The 23,729-nt window shown below is 40.4% G+C and carries 21 protein-coding genes; 16 read left to right on the top strand and 5 right to left on the bottom strand.

Going from position 1 to position 23,729, the window contains the following annotated elements:
- The first annotated feature begins 217 nt into the window (after positions 1-217).
- From NSQ58_RS09705 to NSQ58_RS09675, 7 genes are all read left to right on the top strand, one after another.
- The gene (locus tag NSQ58_RS09705; RefSeq protein ID WP_341057259.1) at positions 218-943 is read left to right on the top strand and encodes a hypothetical protein; all 726 of its coding nucleotides are present in this window, start codon (positions 218-220) and stop codon (positions 941-943) included.
- 959 nt (positions 944-1,902) lie between these two features.
- Entirely contained in the window at positions 1,903-4,923 is a 3,021-nt protein-coding gene (locus NSQ58_RS09700; protein WP_341057257.1) for an EndoU domain-containing protein, read from the top strand.
- A gap of 19 nt (positions 4,924-4,942) precedes the next feature.
- Complete coding sequence (locus tag NSQ58_RS09695; protein ID WP_103744725.1) at positions 4,943-5,407, top strand: hypothetical protein; 465 nt, start codon at positions 4,943-4,945, stop codon at positions 5,405-5,407.
- A gap of 273 nt (positions 5,408-5,680) precedes the next feature.
- Positions 5,681-5,902: an EndoU domain-containing protein gene (locus NSQ58_RS09690; RefSeq protein ID WP_219818462.1), complete on the top strand. Its 222-nt coding sequence runs from the start codon at positions 5,681-5,683 to the stop codon at positions 5,900-5,902.
- A gap of 138 nt (positions 5,903-6,040) precedes the next feature.
- Positions 6,041-6,466: a hypothetical protein gene (locus NSQ58_RS09685; protein ID WP_340858129.1), complete on the top strand. Its 426-nt coding sequence runs from the start codon at positions 6,041-6,043 to the stop codon at positions 6,464-6,466.
- Between the two features lie 1,532 nt (positions 6,467-7,998).
- On the top strand, positions 7,999-8,331 hold the full coding sequence (locus NSQ58_RS09680; RefSeq protein ID WP_103744727.1) for an Imm8 family immunity protein: 333 nt from the start codon (positions 7,999-8,001) through the stop codon (positions 8,329-8,331).
- Between the two features lie 259 nt (positions 8,332-8,590).
- Positions 8,591-8,950, top strand: a complete 360-nt coding sequence (locus NSQ58_RS09675) for a putative zinc-binding protein (RefSeq protein ID WP_013311396.1) — start codon at positions 8,591-8,593, stop codon at positions 8,948-8,950.
- Between the two features lie 319 nt (positions 8,951-9,269).
- On the opposite strand, the gene NSQ58_RS09670 is transcribed toward NSQ58_RS09675, so the two are convergent.
- A complete protein-coding gene (locus NSQ58_RS09670) occupies positions 9,270-9,425 on the bottom strand; it encodes a restriction endonuclease (RefSeq protein WP_445671673.1) in 156 nt (51 codons plus the stop codon).
- Between the two features lie 147 nt (positions 9,426-9,572).
- On the opposite strand from NSQ58_RS09670, the gene NSQ58_RS09665 reads away from it, so the two are divergent.
- Positions 9,573-10,997: a pyridoxal phosphate-dependent decarboxylase family protein gene (locus NSQ58_RS09665; RefSeq protein WP_341057256.1), complete on the top strand. Its 1,425-nt coding sequence runs from the start codon at positions 9,573-9,575 to the stop codon at positions 10,995-10,997.
- A gap of 521 nt (positions 10,998-11,518) precedes the next feature.
- Complete coding sequence (locus NSQ58_RS09660; protein ID WP_071558402.1) at positions 11,519-12,391, top strand: copper amine oxidase N-terminal domain-containing protein; 873 nt, start codon at positions 11,519-11,521, stop codon at positions 12,389-12,391.
- Between the two features lie 322 nt (positions 12,392-12,713).
- Here the strand turns inward: NSQ58_RS09660 and NSQ58_RS09655 are convergent, their stop codons facing one another.
- The 4 genes from NSQ58_RS09655 to NSQ58_RS09640 form a co-directional block, all read right to left on the bottom strand.
- Entirely contained in the window at positions 12,714-12,869 is a 156-nt protein-coding gene (locus tag NSQ58_RS09655; protein WP_071558401.1) for a stalk domain-containing protein, read from the bottom strand.
- Between the two features lie 88 nt (positions 12,870-12,957).
- Positions 12,958-13,482 (bottom strand): VOC family protein, encoded by a 525-nt coding sequence (locus NSQ58_RS09650; protein ID WP_053325911.1) that lies wholly within the window; start codon positions 13,480-13,482, stop codon positions 12,958-12,960.
- A 51-nt stretch (positions 13,483-13,533) separates the two neighbouring features.
- Positions 13,534-14,160 (bottom strand): type 1 glutamine amidotransferase family protein, encoded by a 627-nt coding sequence (locus tag NSQ58_RS09645; RefSeq protein ID WP_053325912.1) that lies wholly within the window; start codon positions 14,158-14,160, stop codon positions 13,534-13,536.
- A gap of 109 nt (positions 14,161-14,269) precedes the next feature.
- Positions 14,270-15,232, bottom strand: coding sequence for a helix-turn-helix transcriptional regulator (locus NSQ58_RS09640; RefSeq protein WP_076264772.1), 963 nt, complete (start codon positions 15,230-15,232; stop codon positions 14,270-14,272).
- A 279-nt stretch (positions 15,233-15,511) separates the two neighbouring features.
- Here NSQ58_RS09640 and NSQ58_RS09635 point away from each other — a divergent pair, with 279 nt between their 5' ends.
- From NSQ58_RS09635 to NSQ58_RS09605, 7 genes are read left to right on the top strand one after another with little or no spacing between them, the layout of a single operon-like run.
- Entirely contained in the window at positions 15,512-17,014 is a 1,503-nt protein-coding gene (locus NSQ58_RS09635) for a hypothetical protein (protein WP_341057255.1), read from the top strand.
- Between the two features lie 20 nt (positions 17,015-17,034).
- Complete coding sequence (locus NSQ58_RS09630) at positions 17,035-18,138, top strand: pentapeptide repeat-containing protein (protein WP_076264774.1); 1,104 nt, start codon at positions 17,035-17,037, stop codon at positions 18,136-18,138.
- Positions 18,139-18,150: 12 nt separating this feature from the next.
- Positions 18,151-18,663 (top strand): imm11 family protein, encoded by a 513-nt coding sequence (locus tag NSQ58_RS09625; RefSeq protein WP_076264775.1) that lies wholly within the window; start codon positions 18,151-18,153, stop codon positions 18,661-18,663.
- A 12-nt stretch (positions 18,664-18,675) separates the two neighbouring features.
- Positions 18,676-19,305 (top strand): hypothetical protein, encoded by a 630-nt coding sequence (locus NSQ58_RS09620; RefSeq protein ID WP_068942092.1) that lies wholly within the window; start codon positions 18,676-18,678, stop codon positions 19,303-19,305.
- Between the two features lie 31 nt (positions 19,306-19,336).
- Positions 19,337-19,792 carry a DUF4280 domain-containing protein gene (locus NSQ58_RS09615; RefSeq protein ID WP_023989777.1) on the top strand — a complete coding sequence of 152 codons (456 nt, stop codon included), beginning with the start codon at positions 19,337-19,339 and terminating at the stop codon, positions 19,790-19,792.
- A gap of 24 nt (positions 19,793-19,816) precedes the next feature.
- Complete coding sequence (locus NSQ58_RS09610) at positions 19,817-22,783, top strand: HNH endonuclease (protein WP_341057254.1); 2,967 nt, start codon at positions 19,817-19,819, stop codon at positions 22,781-22,783.
- An 18-nt stretch (positions 22,784-22,801) separates the two neighbouring features.
- Positions 22,802-23,275, top strand: a complete 474-nt coding sequence (locus NSQ58_RS09605; protein WP_341057253.1) for an SMI1/KNR4 family protein — start codon at positions 22,802-22,804, stop codon at positions 23,273-23,275.
- Positions 23,276-23,729 lie beyond the last annotated feature (454 nt).

Below are 23,729 nucleotides of genomic sequence, written 5' to 3'. Positions count from 1 at the left end.
ATCAGAAATTGGTTGTTTCGTTATTTCCTTTGGTTCTCTATATATCCAACACATTCAAAAGCCATAACAAATATGGAAATCAGACGCAGTGTTCCCACAAATATGTAGGAGAGGTTTGTAATATAGACATGAAAACCTAATTATCTCCAATAAGTAATATTTAGTATTTTTTATTTACAAACCGATAATGTATATAAAAAAATAAAGGAGATTTTTTATGAAAACCAGATTAGATTCCCACTTCTTGTTAAGAAAGATTATTTATAATACTTGTTTCGAAAAACTTTCACTGAGAAAGGTTTTAATTGATAAAAAATCAAAATTACTCAAAAGTGTTGCAACTGGAGCGATAATATTTGCAGCTATTTTTGAAATTTTATTTTTTGTCATTTACTCAACAGATTTGAAATCTTATTCTTTTTGGCTCTTATTAGGGGCTCTATCTACTTTGATCATACACATCATTTCAATGATTTTGTCTGTTAGAGCTTCACGTAACTACATTAAAACTGAGTATCCTTATTATATAAAACATATGGAGCACAAAATATTAAGCTATGAAATTTCAGTTCTCAAAGCAATAAGAATTAACAAACTCTCTAATCTAATTTATAAAAAAAAATTAAATAAAAACATATTAGATACTTATATAAGTTATTTCGATGAAAAAAGCGAATCTATCAAATCTAAAAACTGGTTACCGATATCTTTCTTTGCAGTTTTTAGTTTACCTATTTGGAATGCTTATATTAATAAGATTATCCCAAGTATTATTAATCAAAAAGATTGGGTTCTCACCATTACATTTTTTATAGGATCACTATTATTCGTAGTTCTGATTTTTGCATTAAGAACAATATTAACATCTATTCTTTTTAAAAAAGCTGAGAATTATCGTCAACTGAATGAGTTACTAAAGATAATTAAGGAATCTATAGATTAGATTAAATTGTATTTCCCATACACTACCCATAGTTGTGTAAAAAGGTAATCCTGAAAAAGGAATCCCTTTGCTTTGAAAAGAACTACTCTACTTCAGATCCAGTCAAAACATGTTAGCTCCTCCAAAGTAGAAACGTATAGCATCGTAAACTGTATAGAATAAAATGGCTTCCTTCTAACAAATCGTCAACACAAAGTAAACGTACTATGGGAGGAAGAAACACTCATGTCCTAGAATATGGGTTAACAACTATGGGGAGACTCAACTAATGCTATTGAGTTGGAAAAAGAGGAAAGGGCCCCCCATGATGCAATACTTGTTTTAGGGAGAAAATAAAACATAATAGATTGACATCATAGTACAATCACAGCCAACAACAAAAAGAGGGATTCCCACCTTTTTACTATTTACACCGATACATCTCTAATAATCTTCCGCACTAACAAACAGCACTGTCGATTACACATGCCTCATGTATGTAAATAAAATATGTTCTCACACTCAACCCTAAAACGTTTTTTGAATGCAGGAACATATTCAAGTTGCTCTTAACCCCTCGTATATCAATGTTTCTCATCTCGATATATTACTACCACGCACTCCACATGTGTCGAGACAGTGGAAGGGATATATTCCTTTTATTGTATTATTCATCTATTATACGCTTTCTTCTACTCCACATTTCCCTTCCGTACTTCCTCCTTCCAAAAATACACATCGCCCCCCCAATGAATGGGTCATTCTGTAAACTAAATCTCGCTTTTAACCGATAAATACATATGCTGGGTTGTTTATTAAATATCACCTCTCGCCCCTTTTTAGCGTACAAACCTTGTAATACATATCTATTTTGACTCACAGTTTGTACCCATCTGCTGCTTCTATAATCAGAAGCGAATTCAAGATGACGACTTTACTTGGAAATACCCATTACATATAGAAAGGAGTTATGAACTCACTTGAGCGTATTATCAGATGGGATCGGATATGAAAGCCTCCGCTTTTATGGTCCCTTTCAGCCACTACACATCGAACAACTTCAAATAACACGCACCATTAATGATCATGCCTATTTACATATCAGTGGCATGCTCTCCGAAGAACAGGGAGCGGCTTGTATTGGTCAAAATATGGAGCAAGAGCCCATTGTGATTCGTCAGTTGGATGATCAGGGACAATCGCTGAGAAGATTATTCCATGGGATTGTTACGCGTATCTCCGTACACTGCGTGCGAGGCGTGTATACGTTTGAACTGGAGGCCGCTTCACATTCGTACCAGATGGATATTAAGCGTAAAAGGCGTTCCTATCAAGATATTCACCGTACTTATGATGATCTGGTCACTGCGCTGGTTCGAAAATATCAGTACGGAGATGCCATTGATACGGTAAGCAACCATGCCAAACTGGAGACATTTGTTTTACAATATGAGGAGACGGATTGGGCGTTTTTAAAACGCCTAGCTTCTCGCTTTGGCTCCGTACTCGTGCCAGAGGTAACCGCAGCCTCGCCCAAGGTTTTCTTCGGGATGCCCGAAGGCAAGCAGCATAAGGTGGAACGGGAAGTATTTTATCGTGTACGAAAAACGTTTCATGAGCTGGATGCGGAAAAGCCGGGAGAACGTGCTGGCTCGTATGTCACCTATATGATTGAAAGTCTGCAATACTATGCGCTGGGTGACCTCATCACGTTACCCATTGGTCAAGGCAAGGAGTTGGTCGTCGTTCGGGCAGTAACAACCTTAACGGATGGCTTACTGCGTACCCGTTATGATCTTCAAGCCGAACAGGATATCCGCTATGCCCGTTACGAAAACGACCAGGCCACTGGAATTTCGCTGACAGGAACGGTGCTCAAGGTACAGCAGGATTTCGTACAGCTTCAACTGGACATCGACCCGAAGCAAGATCCTGCCAAAGCCTGCTGGTTTCCCGTGGCGACTCGATATGTCGCCGAAGAACATAGCGGTTGGTACGATATGCCTGAGATCGGGGAACAGGTAGAGTTGTATCTGCCCACACACCGCGAACAGGATGCCTATGTGGCAGATTCGCTCCGACAACAACGCCACGCGAATGGACAGCCGAATGTAAAGGTATGGCAACATGTGCAAGGTAGCGGCATAGAAATGTCTGAGCAAGAATTGACCCTGTCCACCTCGGATGGATTTTCTATTACACTGCACGAAAGTAGCGGCATTACCATCGACAGTCCGGGGAATATGCAGATTCAGGGTGGTCACGTGAAGCTCGATGCTGGGCAGGAACTTTCGCTCGAAGCTGGAACGGCGCTGTATCTAAAAGGCGGGTCCAGCAGCATGGTACTGGATGGTGAGACGGATACCAAAGCTCCGGTGATTTATCAGGAAGGTACGGTGAAAGCACCTGTTTTCGTAGCCGACCTCCCTCCTGTGCCTGAGCCACCATTGATGAGCATCAAAGCATACGAGGCGGCGCAAGCTCCATCAGCAGCTAAGACTTCATCAAGCAGCACTCCTACCGCCAAAGTAACAAGTCCGGCTGCACTTCAAAAGGCCAACTCTTTGTTGGGTACGGTGTCCAAGCTATTAGGCTCCATTCCAGTGATGGGAAAAGTGGCTGGCGTTGTTGCGGGAGCTTTAGGTGGGCCTGCGGCGGGTGTCATTCTGAAAGCAACCGCAATGATCCCCGTTCGGAGCAAAGGAACTGCTACGATTGGAGGCGGAAAGGGGAACGGTATTCATCCGTTGAAACACTTGGCTGGTCTAGCACTCCAAGGATTGATTAACCAGTATGAACATGATCAAGCGAGACAAGCCTACTATAGCAAGTGGATTTTGGGGAAAGTGTTTACGAGTGCACGTCATATAGCGCATTCCGGTGGCCCACTGGAACTGGTTCAAAACCTGCTGAAAGAGTCTAATGCCATGGTTCATGCGTATCAGCAGATTCCTATAGATCTGAGACAACGCTGGAGAGCCAATTATGACAGCTACATGGCAGCTGAAAAAGCCAAAGTATCCTATAATTTTGATGAGTATGATAAAGAATTTATGGGTACTATGTGGGTCCTCAGTAAAAATGGAGTTACCGATCAGAAAGCAGCCCAAGCCACTCTTGCCTATAACGAAGCTATCAAAAATGGAGAAATCAAATTACATCACGAACCAGAAAATGTGGATATTTTCGTAGAACAGATTAAAGCAGCTAAAGAAGGAAAGAACTATTGGACAGGCGAAGAAATACCAAAATGGCAGGCAAATGCAATTATAATCAGTAGCGTATTTTCTGAATTTCAGATGGTTGGAAGTTTATACGGTGCTAAATTTGGTAGGAATATAAAGATACCTTCTAAATCAATTAAAGCTCCAAAAGTTAATGTTGAAACACCGGGGACAGGAGTAATTAAAGTATCTCCGGCTGACCAAATAAAAGAGCGAGTATTACAAAACATCGCCCAGAGCAAGGCCACAAGGGAAGCATCCAAGTTTGGGGAATATGTAAAAAAAGAAAAGCTTACTCTTGATGCTATTAAGAAACGACAGGCGTTAGAGGGGACGGGACAAGGTGGTAAACCTGTTATAGAGAAAGAGAAATGGCTTGAGAGTCTACAGAACACAGAAAACTTCAAACAAGGGACTAAAGAAAATGGATTAAACCATATTTTTGATGGTGAAATACTCAAGAATGGAAATGCCAATGGTTTTCATTATGAAGGAATGCCAAGTAGTAACGGTAAAATTGTCGGAAATATTGACCCACCTAATGAGTTTGGTGTCTATCAAGCTAATATTGAAATTAATGGAGTATTAAAAGGACCTAAATCCACATTTTTTCCAAAGGAATGGACACCACAACAGGTGATAGATTCAGTAAATGAAGCTTTTAATAATAAAGTAATTATAAAAAACAATAAATATATAGGAAAAACAAGCACGGGAATGGAAATAGAGTTTATTTTAAGAAATGATAAGATAATTTCAGCTTATCCAGTATATTGAATTGGAGGTTGTTTGAATAATGATAAAATATAAATATAAATTGAGGTATATGGAAGAATTTAATATAGTTATATTGGATTTTGACGAAGAAAAATCACTGGAGTTCGCCAATATGATAAGTGATCCCTTAGGATCTGATATACCTTGGAGATTTAAAGATTTGAAAATTGATATTGATAATTATGTTGATTTATTAAGGGGAAATATACCCGAATATAGACATGGAGGAAATGCATCAAGCGTTATATCCTTTAGAGACTATACAATAATTGAAGATCCATTTTATGACGAGGAAGAAGATGAAATTGAACCGATTTGTAAATTAGAGACAGTTGAATTTGTGAAAATTATATTAGTATGGGCTTATGAAACTTATAAATATAAAAGCGAGAGGGGGAGGATTCCTCGAGAGGAGGCAGAAATGGTTATGAATTGGATTGAACAAAAAATGATAGAAGTTAAGAGTATAGAAAATAACGAATAAACATAACAAACACTGAGAAGCTTATTCCTATAAGAGTCATAATGAGGAATAAGTTTTTCAATATGTATACAGGTATATCAACAGTCTTTATAATATTGAAACATTACATAAATTTTGATTTGGGTAACGTAGACGGATACTGACTAAGATCGTTTTCTCCTTAGGGGACGGGCAAAGCTAGTGAATCTTACTTATCACCAGAGATGGAGCAAAAAATATTAGGGGGAGAGAGAATACCAGGTAAAAATGGAATTAGAGGGGCATTCGCCTAATGTGGTAAATGATGAAAATTCTAATTATGCAGTAGAAGTTCTCAGGGAAAATCCAGATAGATCTAAATTTGTTCAATTTTATCATCAGTTTCCAGATGGAACTCTCGCAAAGCTTAAAAAAAGCACAGTATTTCCTGATTCATGGAGTGATGAGAAAATTATAGGCTCTATAAAAAAATTAGCGATACGCCAGCAGTTGGAAGTCGTACTTCAGATGGGGTAACTACAACTTTGCATAGCGGTACTGTAGATGGTGTTGAAATAGATGTTATTAAAGAAGGCAAAAACATTACTGCTGGATATCCAGTGGGAGGTAAACCAACGCCAGGATTTGAACCAATAAATTAGTGGAGGAAAATTTATGAAATATGAGGGATTTGACAAATTAATAACTGAAATGTCTGGAGAGAATGCTTCAGATGATTATTGGTATGATGTTGGAGTAAATGATGCGATGACCTTGATGGAAAAATTTTCTGAAACAGATTGGGAATTGCTTAAAAAAAATATAATGGAAAAGTCGTTAGAGTGGCAAAAAAGGGTAGTATATTGCTTTGAAGAAGAAAATGATGCAAGAGAAATTAATATAATATTATCACTTATCGAAACAACAGACAAAGAACTATTTGAAATGTGTATTGATTCTTTAAGATTTTTAATTAATGATAATAATAAAGATTGTATAATAAATAACCATGAACTTATGGAGAAATTGAGAAAAATGGAATTAATTTATAATATGTCAGGTAGAATATGTAGGGAGTTTCTTAATAAATTACAACTATGAATTAGTACACACTAATCATCAGGTTAAAACTGCAGATGATTTTTCAATGGAATGGTTTGAACAAATTCAAGCAGAAAAAAGTTTTTAGAGTAAATTCGAATACTTACCAACAAACTAAACACTAACTGATTCAAGCACTCGATAAACTTACAAAAGCTCATTCCAACTTTTTTTATTAGTAGGGATGAGCTTTTATTCCACACAAAACAGTAACTTGCCATCCCTCCCCATCAGAGTTTACATACAGAGACTCAAACGACTAAGGGAGGGAAATTCACTATGAAGGGCGTTTATTTATCAATAATAATCTAGATGAATATCAAACCAGGTATATCACTAAAGAAAATCCAAAGCTACAGAATTATCCTTATTTAGAAGAAGTTTTTTAAAGGTAGCGGATATAAAAGGTAATTCGTATACTTTTTATATAATATAACATCGCAATGGGAATCAGCTGCCCGTGTTGTGAATTCTGTTTTATCCGCCGCTATTTGCTAACAATATAAACTACAAGGGACGGCTGTTAAAAAGCCCCCCATTGCCAAGTAAGTCATCTATTCATCCAAAAGCAGACTAGACTTAACCCATGTAATACCCGTATTAAGATGTTGTCATTCTGTTTGTATGCACAACATTGCTTGAGTTTTGTATCCTAAATAACGTGTTTCCATTACGTCGAACGGACGAATATGTGAAACTTATATCAGAAGGTGCGACTAACGTTCATGAAGCGGCAAGATGTCTAGGTGCATTTACCGCCTCCGGCAGATATTCTTACAATTGGCCAATAAATTAAATAATGAATTTGCCGTTGAAATACTAGTTTCAATGGGACGTTCTAATTGGGGAGAAATCCCTCATTACCTAGAAACATTTGCCCAAGAGGTTCAAAAAGCACAAAGGATAAGATATCGTTCAGGAATAATTGCATTGTTCATCCTCTGTGTTCAGACGCTCATGTCAGTTCGTTTTCTTTTGGATATCCATTTACTGAAGCAGCTGTGAATGATTGGGCGTGGGTAACTCCAAAAAATACAGAAAATATAGTACAAAAGAAAATAGTAACCTCAAAAGAAGCTGACGTATTGGTGAAACTAGGGAGCTTATTACGATGTAATGAGGACTTGAATTCAAACGAAATTGCAAAGCTCTACACCGATTTTTTTGAAGATAAGAACCCATTTGATGTTATTTACACTTTACTAAAATAAAAAACATAACGCCAAAGAAGTCGCTGCGAGAGTTGCTGCGTTTTGTATCGGGCTTAGTTTTCTGTAGGGAAATAGAAAAAATATCCTCGCTTCAATTGATTGGATCATCTTAAACTGATAAGTTCATGTCCTATAACTATGCAAGAAATCGTAGAACCCGCCCCTATCTTTCCCCTAAAACAATGACTTGAGATCCCTCCCCATCTGAAGGCGTTTGACTTGCAAAAGAAAATGCTCGAAGAATACAGCGCTGGAAAAGCATGGGCAACAAAGCAGATAAGAAACATTCATATTGATATTCTAGAATAGGAGAATAATCAAATGCTTACAATAAAGGCTTTAACAAAGGTGTACGAGGATTGGGGTGAAGATATAGACGACTTCTATATTACTTATAATGTAGATATCGGACCCGTTGAAATAAATGGAGCATCAGACATGTTTTCATTTGAACTAGTAAGTCCTAAAAGGTTAGATAGGATGACAGATCAAGGTGATATTATTATCGGGCATGGTCATTTTATAGCAAAGAACTTTAATGAAAATATACTTGAAGCCACATTAAATCGTATCATTAATAAGTGCGCAGATAATGATATGAATAAGGCATACAAAAACCTATCTGCATATTTCCATTGGGAGATGGATGAATAATTAACAATATCCCTGGAAATCAGATTTATATTTAGATAAAGCTAATTCTCTATTAGAAAAATTAAGTTAAAAAGAGGGATCTGGCTGATTTATACACACACAGTTAGCCCTATAATAGATTTTACAAAATGTTGTCGTGATCGTGATCACGGTTTAGACTGTAAATTTAAGTTAAAATACAAACAATTTTAAATTTATTTCAGCTGAAACCAAAGATACTGTGATCGATCACAAAGAAAAAACAAGGAAGTGTACAAAGATGAAAAGAACTGATTTACCTCTTGTCTATTCTTGTTCTGGATGTTCCTCCGCAGCACAAACCGCTAACATGATCGCTATACAAATGGATCGAGAAAAAGTCGCTGAAATGTCCTGCATAGCTGGTGTTGGTGGTGATGTCAAACCTCTTGTCAGAACAGCAAAATCGGGACGTGACATCATTGCAATTGACGGCTGTCCCTTGTCCTGTTGCAAGAGTTGCTTAGCAAGGCATGAAGTTCAACCCAAACACCATTTCCTGCTGTCTGACTTCGACGTGCCCAAGATAATAGGAGAAGATCCTAACCCCGATCATTATAGGAATGCTTACACACAAATCTTAGAACAAATTGGACAATAATTCTTAGTCAAAATTAAGGTGTGTATCGAAAGATGGCTCACCCATTTTTTTATTCCTTTGAGGTGTTGGTACAATATACAGTAAAAGTATAGTTGGCTCTTATTAACAATATAAGTAAATTAGTTTTTACTGGTGGCTCCTATCGCATCTTTAAGGGCCACCAGTATTTTTTTACTCCCAGTTTAATCCAGAGTCATTTTTTAAATTTTTAAGTAGCTCATGCAACATCTGGCAAAGCGTTTTTCGAACACTTTTCTTACAAGTACTAAACATTTATTCTCTTTTTTTAATTATTTTCAGATAACTAAGGTTCCCCCTCCTATATTACAAGCTCCCCCGCTCCTTGATGCCTTGTAAAATTACTCGTCGTTACCATCCAAGCAACACAGCAACTATGTACCTGCTTACCAGCCTTGAGTTGGAGTACTATATCATTCTCAACATCACGTTTCCAGCATTTGCACTGAACGGCGATTTTATAGCTCTCTTTGCCTTTGAGAATTACTTTGCGTAATAGCGAAGAGCCTAAAAATAAACGTAATGATGAAATCGGTGAATATCACAATATGACAACAGATGTTATATTATACTTGATTGAAGTTAAGCAAAGGAGATGCTTATAATGAATCAAGAACCAAGTCAGCAATTAGGTGAGATTATTGAGCAGTTCATACATTCATTTATAGCAGAAAATAACAATATTCGATCCCGAAAAGTAATCAACACTGCAGATGGGGATACAATAGCTCATTTAAGGGGAATTGGTTTTCCGAAAAAAGGAAGACCGATACAAGAGGTCGTCGATGAAATGAGGAAAAACGTCTATCCTCACCAAACCTTCATGCAACACCCTCGCTTTTTCGCATTGGTTCCTGGTCCAATGTCTCTTTACTCGTGGTTAGGAGATATCATGACCAGCGCTTATAATACCCATGCCGGAAGCTGGATGCTGAGTTCGAGCGCAAGCCTTTTAGAGGGGGAAGTGATCCGGTGGATGTGTGACCAAGCAGGATATCCCAATACTGCTGGAGGCTTATTTCTGTCGGGCGGATCGCTGTCGAATTTGACCGCTTTAGCGGCTGCACGCAATGCAAGGTTATCCGAGCAGGAATATGCCATTGGAACTGCTTATGTTTCAGATCAAACTCATTCATCGGTCGCCAAAGGGTTACGCATCCTCGGATTCCGTGGTGATCAAATCAGAAAGATTCCAAGTGATAAAAATTTTGGTATGGATGTTTCAGCCTTAGAAAAAAAAGTAATGGATGATCAGGCGGCTGGCATGAAGCCTTTTGCGATCATTGTTACGGCAGGCACAACCAATACGGGAAGCATCGACCCGTTAAACGAAATTGCTGACCTATGTGAAAAACATAACATTTGGTTACACGTGGATGGAGCTTACGGTGCATCGATTTTGGCTTCTTCGAAATATAAGCCCCTTTTGAGCGGGATATCGCGTTCAGATAGCATCACCTGGGATGCACATAAATGGTTAATGCAGACATACTCCTGTAGCGTAGTTTTAGCCAAAGAAAATCAACAGCTCAGAAACTGCTTCAGCACACATCCAGAATATTTGAAAGATGCCGAGACTAATGAAGAATATATTAATTATTGGGATCTGGGCCCTGAATTAACGCGGCCTGCTCGAAGTTTGAAACTATGGGTGACACTACAGGCTTTAGGAACTAATGCTGTCGGTGAAGCCATAGAGCATGGAGTTCAACTCGCAGAATGGGCTGACGATGAAATCAAAAAACATAATGATTGGGAAATTGTATCCCCCGCACAGTTAGCGATTGTTAATTTTCGATATGCGCCAACTGGATTATCTGAGCAAGAATTAGATTCACTCAATAAAAAGATCTCCCAAGAAATGATGACAAACGGATACGCCTCTGTGCTTACGACACAACTTAATGGAAAAACTGTTCTCAGAATCTGTGCAATTCACCCAGACACTACGGAACATGAGATAAGGAATACAATTCAGCTTTTATCGAATATAGCACGCTCATTGAATGAGACAAAAGCCTTTTTGTGATGAAAAATTGTGAAATGAAATGCTACGCTTTCTGTAAATGAATAAAAATGCTCAACATCACACAAATAAGAGGGGCTCGCCGCCTCTCTTTACCGTTTCCTAAACATCTTCCAAATTATTTGCCATTGTGCAATGCAGTAACAATGAACAGCACTCAATCCTAAAACGTTTTTTTGAATGCAGGAACATATTCAAGTTGCTCTTAAATCCTCATTCATCAATGCTTCTCATCTCGATATATCACTACCACGCACTCCACGTGTGTCGAGACTATGGAAAGGATATACCCCCTATTACCACCTGAATTTTCATAAAGCAACCTGTTCTGAGAAAGAACCAATGTAGTATACATTCGAGATGATGGAGAGATTCTTGCAAACAAGCCCGAATTATTGGAGCAGTGGTCTAATGCAGAGCAAGTAGGAGAAAATTTATTTAAAACTAAAGAAGGACAAACTATCACTGCTCCAAAGCAAACATGCGACCTAACACAACCTATCTCAATTCACGGAGGGTGAAAAATGAAACGAAAATATTTTTATAGAACGGCTGTATTATCCCTTGCAGTTCTTGTGAGTTCTATATTTGGAACCTCTTCTTATAACGCTAATGCAGCACCGATTAATCACTCTATTCATGTCAATGGAACCTCTTTGCTCAAAGTGAATGATTATGACGTTTTGTACTGCACGCCGATTGGTCCCTACGTTAATGAAGAAAAACGTCTCATGGTTCCGCTTCGTTCCGTTGCCGAGCTTCTTGGCGCAAAAGTTGATTATAACGGTAAACTTCAGGAAGCAAAAATCAGGTGGAGGTCAAATGAAATTGTGTTTCAAAAGGGAGCGAAAACATATAAACTGAACGGTACTCCAGCGCAGATGGACACTCAGCCCGAAGTGATTCAGGATGCCTTTGTCATTCCGCTTGGGGTATTAGGGAGAAGTATGAATATCCCGTTTGAGTACATGAACAACAAAGTAATTTTAAAAGATCTTGCTTTTGACCAAAGCAAGATTTTTCAAAAAGTAATAGAACTGGATCGAGGAAGATCCATTGTTGACAATCCTTCTGCACTGGATATTCAAAATTTCAATCTTGTGGAAGAGAAAAACTCAGCAAGCGAAACCAGAGGGAGTATCACAGTGAGTGGGTTAAATCGGACAGGCTCCACGATTAAAGAAGGGAAAGAAGATTTGCACATCATTGGCTTCTTTAATCAAACGGTGGAAATGGATGCAGATTTCGCGTCTGTAGATATCCCGGATCGAAAACGTCCAAAAGTTAATCAGGAAGGTCGCGTGTCTCAAAGTCTGTCGTATCTTAAAATAAATGACCCTTTGCAGTATATACTAGCTGCCGGAAGAACATTACAAACGAAGAATGAACGAAAATAGTAATATTCCATTGGACTGAGGCCTTTTAGTTTTGCCTGCAACCTCATTATTTTAAATAATAGATGTATAGGCTTCAATATCCTTCTTCAGTTCCTCAAAGGTCCACCCTATGCCTTAAATTTTTCATATCTACATTAGGTCTACAATTAAAAGTGATTAAAAGCAAAAACCCGCTCAGTGAGCGGGTTTCAGTATAGAGACGTGGAGAGTTGAACCCCTGTTCAAAACTTTCTCTGCTATTCATTAAAACATTGCTCCTCAAGCCTTATGTACCAGACTTAAGGAGCAATTAGTTTGTTACCCATTCCCAAGCAATCAAGTATTATTTCTTAATGTCAACATGTAATGTTCCATTGATCTTAGTTGTATTTACTGTAGCCCCCAGAACTTCTGAAACAAATCTAAGAGGAACCATAACCCGATTTGGATATGGCGGCATAATGGGAGCACTCGGCATCATCTTTTCTTCATCGTTCATGTATGCAACTTTGTGCCACCAGAATTTCTATTACATCATTTTAGCAGATAGTCACTTTAACACTTTTCATCAAAAAAAGTTATTGCATTTATTCTCCACTAAAGCTTTTAGCCCATTCGGCAACCCTACGACTACTTTCTTCTTCTGACAAATCCTCGATTCTGGTCATAATAGACCATCTTACTCCGCAAGGATCCAATATACTTCCGAATCGATCACCTGAAACAAAGTTTGTAACTGGTTCCCTTACTTTCGCTCCTCTTGCTACCGCATTTTCAATGACCTGATCAGCATTCATGACGTAAATTCCGAAAGAATAACACGCATTCTCTTCATCTGGCGGCAAGACCAATTGATATGCCGGATTCGCTGCTCCCAGCTGCAAAAAACCATTTCCAAAATCTAATTCAGCATGAACAATTATTTTATTGCCATTCTCATCAGGATATTCAGTAATATCCTTAACCCTTGCATTGAAAACCGTTGTATAGAACTCTATTGCTTCCGAAGGATTCTTCACGGTAATAAAAGGGGTAATAGATGTAAAGCCGTTGGGCATCCCCTTCTTTGTATATTTACCTGACACTCCCATATATTCTCTGCTTTCAGTCATTTTGACTCCTCCTTTAAATGATCGTAACAGTTCAATTTAATGCTCATATCTTTATTGGATTGAATTCATCAACTCATAGTAATATTTGGATTCACGAGTTTTGTTAAGACTATACCAGGCTTCTAATGTTTTTGAAGAAAACACACCCAGAGCTTTTAAGACATGTACAGAAAACTCCAACGGAGCTGTTCCAGATGCAGTGATTAGTTTTCCATCCGTTACAGCAGACTCCACTTTGTAATAATTTTCGCCCGTGTAGTTGGGACAGATCATTTTAAGGTATTCCAGATCATTGCTTGTATGCCAACGTGAATTCAGCAATCCTGCCTGGGCAAGTCCCATGGTAGCACCACAAATCGCTGCAACCCATATCCCTTCCTCTAAACACCTCTCAGCGATTTTTAAGATGGGTTGGTGAATGGTTTCTGTCCATGTATCTCCACCGGGTAAAATCAATGTATCTGTGCTTTCAATGCTGCACTCATCCAGTGTGATGTCAGGCAGGATTTTCAATCCGCCCATTGTAGTTACAGGGGTCTTTTCCATTCCCACGGTAACTATTTTTGATGGGACCAGCCCCTTTTTATAATATCTCCCCGAGTTCAGTTCGGCAGTTAAATAACCTATCTCCCAATCTGCCATGGTGTCAAACACATAAAGATATACCGTATTATTCATTTGCAAGTTCTCCTTATTTTATAATTTATCGAGTGTTACCAGCCCTCGGTAATCCATGATTATCCTCATTATAAAAAAGCTTCACTGACATCTACTGTCAGTGAAGCTTTTAACGTTGATAATATTCCATTAACTCCGACGCAACAGCAACAAGTTTTTCCTTCAAACTCTGTGGTTCGATGACTTGAATGGATTTCCCGTAGGGTAGGAGTAAATAAGGGACATATGTATGAAGTGATTTTTTCTCAAGCAAAAAGATGGCATGATTAGAGGTCCTCTCTTTCAGATGATGCCCCAAAAACCAATGCAGACATAAGTCATCCAATGCCTCTGTCCTGCCTTCGATAGTTAAAGAAATTAAACTGTGCTTGCCCACTAAATCAGGTAATAGATTTTGCATAAAAAATTCACGGGCTGAAAAAGCTTCAGAACGCTTAAATATGATTGGAGTACGCTTGATTTGTAGAATTCGATCTGCCCGAAAGCAACGGATCTCATTTCTTAGGTGACAAAATGCAACAGTATACCATTTATTGTTCCAGTAGACCATTCCATAGGGGTCTATCACCCTATTCTTGGGTTGTTCTTCATGGCTTGTGCGATAATCCATTTCTACAGAGAATTGGTTGGCTACAGCCTGCTCTAATTCCGCCAATACCGGCTGAAGAGAAGGGTCTCCCATGCGATTAATCACTTCAAATCCGGCTAAATGACGGCTAAGTATACTTTCCTGCTCTTGATTCGAATACATTTTCAATTTTGATGTCGCTTTGTCTAATGCCTCACTCAAAGGGTATCCAGCCTCTTTTGCAAAAACAGCAGCATGAAGGAGTGCCTTTTTCTCCTCCATATCAAATAGTAAAGGTGCTCTAATAAAATTATTCAGCAGGCTATACCCGCCATTATGACCCGCGTCAGATATTATAGGCACTCCACTGGCACTTAGTGCATCAATATAACGATAAACTGTCCTTATATTTATTTCTAACTTTTCGGATATTTGTTTTGCAGTCATTTTTACGCCCGAATTCAGCATCCATAGAATGGCCAGCATATTATCGTTTTTTGGCATAACCTGAACCCTCATCTCTCATTAGAACTCAATCTTTTATAAATATCTCTTTGTACTCTTCTTACCACCTATTATATGCTTTTCTCTGCTCAAAACTCCCCTCCCATATCTCCTACTTCCAATAATACACATAGTAAATACCACATCGAATGGGTCATTCTGTAAACTAAATCTCTCTTTTAACCGATAAATACATATGCTGGATTTATCATTAACAACATATCTAGCTGGGAATCTCATAATAACATTTACCAATCCCAACTATAGAAGGAGTCAACTATGGAAAATACCGTGACGTACGGTCATATCGAAATCATGCCTTATGAATTCGTACGCCTCCATGAACTTAAAATCTTAAAAACAATCAATGACCATGCCCGAATGATCTTTACAGGCATCATCTCGGAGAAAAAACGCGAGCTGTATGTGCGTGCTTCGGATGAAGAAACCCAGGTCAAAGCCTTTGTTACAGACAAAAACGGTAATCGGCAGCCCCTTTTTCGAGGCATTGCCTTGGATGTGGAGGAAAAAGTTGTTCACGGGGTCCATTACCTGACTGTCGAAGCTATATCTCATACCTACGAGTTAGATATTAAGCGCCATCAACGCTCTTTCCAGAACCCTAAGCTCACCTATACGGGTCTGATCGAAAGTATTGTATCGGACTATTCTAAAGCCGAAGCGATGGATGTTGTGTCCCAAAAGAAGCCTATCGGCACCTTTATCATGCAATATGATGAAACCGATTGGAAATTTCTGAAACGGATGGCCTCCCACTTTTACTCTCCACTCATTCCTGCGGTGGGCTATGGGGTTCCCAAGTTTTATTTTGGCCTACCTATGGGACTCAGCAAGGGGGAAATAAAATCTACCAATTATAAAGTCAGCAAACGGGTCGCGGATTTTCAAACCGCCTCAGAGAACCATATCCCCGGCGTACGTGATGCGGATTTTATCCAATATGAGGTCGAAACGGAGAAATTGCTGGAGCCTGGCTACGAAGTGACCTTTCAAGGCCATAAACTGATCGTAGCTGAGGTGCTAACGGAGATGAAGGATGGGGTGCTGACCCATACCGCCAAGCTGTCACCACGAAGCGGCTTACGTCCGATTAAAGACTACAATCGCTCCATTATCGGCGCTTCCATTCATGGCAAGGTACTGAGCGTTCGTCGGGACAAAGTACGCGCCCAGCTTGACATGGACGATCAGCAAGATCCGAACACGGATTACTGGTTTCCCTACTCTACCATCTATGCATCTGCGGATAACACGGGCTGGTATTGTATGCCTGAAGACGGGGACAGCATCCGTATCTATTTCCCCAGTTATAAGGAAGAAGAGGGTTACGCGATCAGCTCAGTCAAAAGAGAACCACAACCTTCCGGGGGAAAATCTACTGCTACTTCTGGACATGCCACAGCTTCTGCTTCGTCTGCTGGATCAAAGTCTTCTTCGGCACTGTCTGCGGCAGCTCCTGCGCCAGATCGAATGGCTGACCCTGCCATTAAGACGCTGCGAACCAAATACGGCAAAGAAATCATGCTCGCTCCGGATCAAATCGTTATTTCTGGCAATGGCATGTCCATTGTCATTAACGATAAAACAGGCATTGATATTGTAAGCGGAAAAAATGTGAGTATTAGTGCGGCTTCGGATATTGTTATGAGTTCTGGTAACATCCAGCTTTCTGCCGGAAAAATTGAGTTGTCTGGTAAAGGCAATACCATTACGCTGGATGACAAAACGACCTTCTCCGGTACGGAAATCAAGATGAACTAACGGGAGGTGAGAACTAGCAGATGGATAAACAAGCGGCGTTACACCATTTTAAAGAGCATCATTTTACACCTTTGCTGGACATTCAGTTGGACGTGCTGGAAGCCAAGTTTCAGCGTTGTCAGGATCAGCTGATCTTCGACTTCAAAGAATCGTTCAGGGATTTGTGTATACACATTCTGAGCATGCAGCAACAAGGTCAAAAACAACCCATTGGATATATTCACTACTCGTTCTTGCGCACTCAGATCCTAGAGCAATCCTACCTGTATATGGTCGAGGCTTACTCTGCTGAATGGTACGAAGATGATTCCGATTGCAAGTTAACCTATGACGCTTCATGGGCCTATGCACCGATGAGTACCATGTTGGAAACCTTGGAGCAGGAACGAAAAATATATATGGGGACGATTACTTCTGTGGACGTTGAACGAATGATGCTGGAATCCGCTCCTTTTTTCCATCAGTTTGTGAACTCCCTCCTGCGCTTAGGAATGGCAGAAGTGGTTCAAATGCCTGAGTATCTCGCCATTCATAAAGCTGATCGTGTAGCTATCCGAACGGGCGAGTACAAGGATATCAGCGAGAATCTATATGTCGAAGATCAGAAATCGCTTCTTGCAGATCAAGTGAGAGAGCAATTGATACATTCCAGTGAAGAAGAACCCTATGTTTACGAAAACCTAAAGCGGCTCTCTCTTCCCCACATTCACCTGATGCAAAAGGATTTGCGCTATAACGATTTTAGCCACAGTGACTTACGGGAAAGCCAGTTTCACAGCTGCATATTGATCGGAAGCATTTGGCAACGAGCGAATCTGGCAGGAAGCAGCTTTCAGGGATGCCTCCTGACCGACACGGATTTTAGATATAGCGATTTGAGAGGTGCTAACTTCAGCAGTGCCAGCGGACAGCCGCATCGGGAACATGGAGTTCGTGTGCCGGGGCTATGTGGACTTCGTTTCGAGCACGCCAACCTGGATGGGGCTGATTTTACAGATGTACATTCGTTTGAACATGCATATTTTGAGGGGGCTTCGATGCAAGGAACCCTTGTCCCGCGAAAGTACCAACAGTATTGGAAATTAAGCGAAGCACAGCGTCAATCTATTGTGTGGACGGAATAAGGAGGAATGTGTATGCGCCATTATTATGTGCTGGTCGATGATCATCGTATTTCCCGAAACATTAAACCGATGAATTTAGACCTTTTTAAAACGCCATTTGTTGGCATGCCTCCGGCTCAGGTTTTAGATGTTCATGCGACAGAAAATGCCGAGTACACGGACTGGCTACCGTTTTCACCCTCACAACCGCTATTTTCCGATCCTATGAAACGGATTCTAGAACTATACAATACACAAGCTCGTTTTAAGCAGTTGTATATCGTGAACCGGGAACCCAGCCGTCAGGAGCTATATTGGATTCCATCTGTTACCTCCGTGGATGGTATTTCGGAACAGACTGAATTTTATCCGCATGATCAAACCCTGAAACGCCTTGTGCTGGATAGTCAAAAGGTGAATGGACACCATTTTTTCAGACTCTCCAACGTGAGGGAACCTTATTTCATCATTAGCTTAGAGGCTGCTGAAAGTTTGCTGCGACGGAGTTTGAGTGGTTTTCGGCTACAAAAGCTAGAACTCTTATAAGGAGGTTCAACCTTGACGGAGCATTGGGATGAATTTTTTTTGAAACTGCATCATCAACAAACGTTGAAAGAGCAACTAAGTACAGCGGAAAACGATGAAAGCTGGATGATGATATCTATTGAAGCGGCGATGGAGGGAATTTTGAAAGGCTCACTAACCCTACCGAATGAACAGGAAATTCGATTTCAAACCCTTTCTGTCTTTGAAAATCAACACACCATTTCCCTGCCTGACTCTCTTATTCCAGAAGTTCGGGCTGGACAGACGGTAGATCCGTCGAAAAGCTTCGTTGTTCAGGACAAGCTGGGTGGAATCCTGTTAGGTCTGCACCAAAGCAGGCAAGAACTGAACCCCACGCAAATAGAAATCTATCAACAGCAGATGATTGAGCAAACGAGTCGCGCACAACCAAGTATGAAGCTCGTGGATGAAAAGGCTCTTTCTATTCATGATACCGTCATTGGTTGTTATGAAGCTATTTTTCTAGTTTCCCCCTCTCCCTATTATCAGATTGTCTTTGTGCGTTCCTGGCATGGCAAGGCTGTGATCGGAAGTTGCCAATTTAAGCTGGAGGATGCTCCCCTCTGGGTTCCCTTAACCTATGCCATGCTGCACACCGCAACATGGTTGGAGCTTTCTTGATTCTATACCTTTTATTCAAGGAGGTACTTGTATGTTTTTACCTTTACTTATTAAAGCTCTGGCTCAAGGTGCACTCAGCGGAGAACATTCTTATGTGGTGAGAGGAGCCAAGTTACAGTGCAGTCAAGGCACAGACCCTGGTGTGCTCAATATGATGTACAGCCACGGTGTCTTCATTAAAGATAAGCCCGTTCTGAACGTGGACGATGCCATTTGTGGAGCCAATATTAGCAAAATCAATGCTTTTGGATTGTGTAAATTGAAGCAGGGTCTTCCCTGTGAACCGGAGATTGCGTTTGGGTCCAAGTGGACAGGCGGTAAGGAAGACGTATTGATTGAGGGGGCACCTGCCCTACTCAACAATTCTACCTTAATGTGTAGCTGTCAAGGTGTACAAGAGGCGATATCCTCCTTTTTTGGTGCAGACAGCACGGGATCAGGTGGTGGAGGTATCATCTCCATTACTGATGACGGACAGGATGGTTGATTTTAACAGGCAAGGAGATTAAGGATGAACATCGTAGCGAAAGACCGCTTTACCTATCAGCACTTACATGTCACTTGGCCCTATGGCAAGCTGCGTCTTCACAACGTCCATATGAGTCACGAGCTGGGAGAGCATGCTAGACTGGTGATCACGGGTAGTCTAGAAGCCGATCAAGCAGACACAATCATTACCAAAGCAAGCAGTGACGACGAAGTTGAGCTATGGTATTCCGATGCCAAAGATCAGAAGCATCCCTTATTTATGGGACAACTATACTGCTTAGATGTGGAGCACAGACATCAGGAGATCGTGGTAACTCTCGACGTCATTTCTCATAGTTTTAAACTGGATACGCAGCTCAAAAACCGCTCCTTTCAGCACATCAATCAAAAGTATGCGGAGATTGTAGATGCGGTGCTGGCCGATTATAAGGGCTCGGACAAGATTGATGAAGCTTTTGAGAAAAAAGCGACAGGCCAGTTTATGTTGCAGTATCAGGAGACCGATTGGACTTTTTTAAAACGGCTGGCTTCGCATTTGGGAGCCCTTCTCGTCCCAAATATCGTTTCACACCATGCTCAAATTTGGATCGGTATTCCGCAGGCCAGACAGCATATTCATTTGAAAGAGGTTCCTTTTACGCTTCAACGCAAGATTGCTCCCTATCTGGATCAAGAGGCGAATGGCTGGAGATCTGCCAGCATCGGAGATTACACCCGGTATACCTTTGAGTGGGATCGAATGCTGCAATTGGGAGATGAAGTCGAGCGCAATCACGAAACCTACGTCATCACCAAACGTGAAGGACGGTTGATTCGCGGTTTAATGACCTGGTCGTATGAATGCGCATTGTCACAAGGCTTGAAGGTCCCTAAAATCTATAATCGTACCATCATTGGCGCGGCTATTGAAGGAAAAATACTAGATGTCAGCCGGAATCAGGTTCGGTTGCATTTGGATATAGACGATCAGCAGAATCCCAAGGATGCCCAATGGTTCCCCTATTCTGCTGAAGGGAATCAGGTGTGGTATCTAATGCCGGAAAAAGGTGCGCAGGTGAAGCTGTATTTTCCAAGTGCAGACGAAGACGATGCGATGGTCATACAATCGGTTCGAACAAAACCATCCAGCGTTGCTGTCCCTTCATCTCACACAGCTCAAGGTGCCGTGATCGAATCGCCTGCAGTACGCCACCAGCGTAAAACAGCCGATCCAGGGGTCAAATCCTTTGCGAATCCACAGGGAAAAGAAATTTCCTTAGGGAACTCTGAACTGTCGATGAGTGCGCAGGAAGGGTCGCTGTACATCTCCATGAATACCCATAACGGTGTCAGCCTGAACAGCACCCAACGTATACAAATTCAAGCGACAGGCAGTCTTAGTCTTTCGGCAGGTAGCATCCTGCTGCAAGGAACCAACGGCTTACACTTAAATACGACAACTGATACGTTGGATCTGGAGCAGGAAGTTAACAGCGTGAGCTCAGAAATCCAGCTTATAGCTTCCCTCCATCAATACTACCCAGAACCGATTTTGTCTGACTTTGAGAAGCAGGTCGCTGAAAACGGAATCCAAAGTGTGCTCGGAGCACGCGTTAAGGAAAACGTAGGCGCCACGCTCAAGGGAGAATGGGATGCGGGTATAGAGTTTTTAGGCGGTGTATGGGACTCAGTTGTCGACATAGCGGATATGGGGACCATGGTAATGACTCCTTTCGTTATGCCGGGAAATTACACTGGTAAAGGTTTTCTGGAACGCAATGAGACGCTCGAGGGTATTAAGGGCGGTGCAAAGTTTGGCTGGAACTATATTGCCGATTCATTCCAAGGAAAAAAAACAAAGAAAGATGTGGTTCACGACCTTGAAACCGTGTGGGACGGCATAAAAAGCATACCCGATCCGATTGAGCGAAAACTGAATAATTTCTTCCCTAATCCATTGACCGATACCAAACAGGAAAGTTACGATGCAGGATATGACAGTATCAAGGCCGTTGAACGTGTAGCAGACATTTATGCATCTGTCAAAGGCGGCGCAAAGTTAGTTAGAAATCTGGGAAAGTTGGGCAAAGAAGAAGCCTCCTTATCTAAGGGACTCAAGGAAGCTGAAGAAAAGAAAGCTGGGAAAGGAGGAACACCGGGGTTATTCGGAGATTCAGCAAAGGCCGACTCTGCTCTCGCCAAAGTTGGAGATGGAAAATTCAAAACGAATGCCATCCGTTTTCCAACCAATTTTGAATCCTTAGGAAGTTACTTGCAAAGTGTAGCTAGAAAGATGAACATCCGTATAACTAAAAGGTTACCCATCTTTGCAACTGCTGGAGGTCATTATCGGTTTCATGATCCTGGTCCTGACGTCCCACATTCTAAAGGTTCCGGTGCAAAGATTTCGCCTGAGAGACAAAAACAAATTGATGCGTTAGAATCAGGAGAGTATACGGGTAAGAGCACTAAGGGGACGGGAGAAGGTGGCAATGGTAGTAGTAGTAAGCTACCTTATTTAAAAAACATTGATGATTTCTTGTCAGGTAATAAGAAATTTGATGAAGTATTAGATGACTTTGCTACAGTTTATGCAGAGAAAGTTAATTCAAACGTCCCTTGGAAGTGGAGAAATGTACCAGGGGGAGATACTCTAACACAAAAGCAAATTAAGTTGATTAGAGAACGAGCGAAAGAACTAGAGAAAATACCTGATGTACCTATGAAGCCTGGTACAAGACATCCTGATTTTGAGAAAGCTGATTTAATCATAAAGTTTGATGGGAAACCTGTTATTTTAGAGTTGCCGAAAGACTATTGGAAGAAATCTGATCCTAAACAGTTCCAATGGCTTGATTCACAACTTCCAGGTGGAACACGCCCACCTGGAACAACATGGCATCATTCTGAAATTAACGGTAGAATGGAATTAGTACCTTTTGGAATACATAATTCCATAAATCATAAGGGTGGAAGAGCTCCAGGTGGTTGGGCGCATGCTAAAAGATAAGAATAGGGAGTGAAAAAAGTGAGATTAGATGTTAATACAATTGTTTTTCCATTGCCAACCGACGAATTATTAAATGTAGTTGAGCGAAGCTTGAGAGTCTCATTTCCTGAAACTTATAGGAATTTTATTAAGGAAAATAATGGAGTTGTGCCTATCACAAATGTGTTTAGTTTTAATCATCATGAATATATAATTGAAAAATTTCTTTGTATATTGAATGATAGTGAAGCTGATCCTATTAATGGATGGTATGATATTGAAGTTATTATTACTCAAATAGGTGATAGATTAACTGATAATGAAGATTTAGTGGGGATGAATGTAGTTCCTATTGCGGCGCTTTTTTCAGGGGATTTTATTTGTTTGGATTTTAGAGAAACGGAAGAGCCTACTGTAGTTATTTGGTTTCATGAAGAGTCGGAGGAGTTTTCTCCTGTGACACAAAGGGTCGCCCCAAATATATCTGAATTTTTTGAAACGCTAAAAGAGTAGTGTTTTTCTAGTTCATGTTAGCACGTGATGAATAGACTTCACCCAGTGCCGAATAAGTCGGGCGTCTAAGTCCAAGTGGACCTAACTCGGTAATGCCCGTATAAAGATTTGTTTGTACACGCATCAATGCTTAAATTTCATCCCCTAAATTACTCTATTCCGTTACGTTTGAACAGGTCGATTATGGTTAGGTATCACCATGATTGACCTGTTTTTTGTTATTCTTATTACTTAAATAAATTTTTTACGACATTTAAATTTCATGTCCAAAAATTTCTTAATGAAAAATATATTTCTAAAGATAATTCAACATCTCACTACACAAAACAATGAATTTCCATTCCTTCCCATCAGAGTTAACATACACACACTTCAACCACGGGAGGGAAATATGCTATGTCAAATTAACCAGATTGGTTTCTGGAAGCATTACGCCACTATTTTATCGACAACA

It is taken from the genome of Paenibacillus sp. FSL M7-0134 (genome assembly GCF_038007865.1).
Classification (GTDB): Bacteria; Bacillota; Bacilli; order Paenibacillales; family Paenibacillaceae; genus Paenibacillus; species Paenibacillus polymyxa_B.
This window is presented reverse-complemented; position numbering and strand designations above follow the sequence as displayed.

Excerpts from the sequence above, each read along its gene's own strand:
- NSQ58_RS09650 (WP_053325911.1), bottom strand. The coding sequence starts at position 13,482 with ATGACTGAAAGCAGAGAATATATGGGAGTGTCAGGTAAATATACAAAG.
- NSQ58_RS09625 (WP_076264775.1), top strand. The coding sequence starts at position 18,151 with ATGCGCCATTATTATGTGCTGGTCGATGATCATCGTATTTCCCGAAAC.
- NSQ58_RS09655 (WP_071558401.1), bottom strand. The coding sequence starts at position 12,869 with ATGAACGATGAAGAAAAGATGATGCCGAGTGCTCCCATTATGCCGCCA.
- NSQ58_RS09640 (WP_076264772.1), bottom strand. The coding sequence starts at position 15,232 with ATGCCAAAAAACGATAATATGCTGGCCATTCTATGGATGCTGAATTCG.
- NSQ58_RS09660 (WP_071558402.1), top strand. The coding sequence starts at position 11,519 with ATGAAACGAAAATATTTTTATAGAACGGCTGTATTATCCCTTGCAGTT.
- NSQ58_RS09695 (WP_103744725.1), top strand. The coding sequence starts at position 4,943 with ATGATAAAATATAAATATAAATTGAGGTATATGGAAGAATTTAATATA.
- NSQ58_RS09680 (WP_103744727.1), top strand. The coding sequence starts at position 7,999 with ATGCTTACAATAAAGGCTTTAACAAAGGTGTACGAGGATTGGGGTGAA.
- NSQ58_RS09665 (WP_341057256.1), top strand. The coding sequence starts at position 9,573 with ATGAATCAAGAACCAAGTCAGCAATTAGGTGAGATTATTGAGCAGTTC.
- NSQ58_RS09615 (WP_023989777.1), top strand. The coding sequence starts at position 19,337 with ATGTTTTTACCTTTACTTATTAAAGCTCTGGCTCAAGGTGCACTCAGC.
- NSQ58_RS09630 (WP_076264774.1), top strand. The coding sequence starts at position 17,035 with ATGGATAAACAAGCGGCGTTACACCATTTTAAAGAGCATCATTTTACA.
- NSQ58_RS09705 (WP_341057259.1), top strand. The coding sequence starts at position 218 with ATGAAAACCAGATTAGATTCCCACTTCTTGTTAAGAAAGATTATTTAT.
- NSQ58_RS09645 (WP_053325912.1), bottom strand. The coding sequence starts at position 14,160 with ATGAATAATACGGTATATCTTTATGTGTTTGACACCATGGCAGATTGG.
- NSQ58_RS09685 (WP_340858129.1), top strand. The coding sequence starts at position 6,041 with ATGAAATATGAGGGATTTGACAAATTAATAACTGAAATGTCTGGAGAG.
- NSQ58_RS09675 (WP_013311396.1), top strand. The coding sequence starts at position 8,591 with ATGAAAAGAACTGATTTACCTCTTGTCTATTCTTGTTCTGGATGTTCC.
- NSQ58_RS09610 (WP_341057254.1), top strand. The coding sequence starts at position 19,817 with ATGAACATCGTAGCGAAAGACCGCTTTACCTATCAGCACTTACATGTC.
- NSQ58_RS09635 (WP_341057255.1), top strand. The coding sequence starts at position 15,512 with ATGGAAAATACCGTGACGTACGGTCATATCGAAATCATGCCTTATGAA.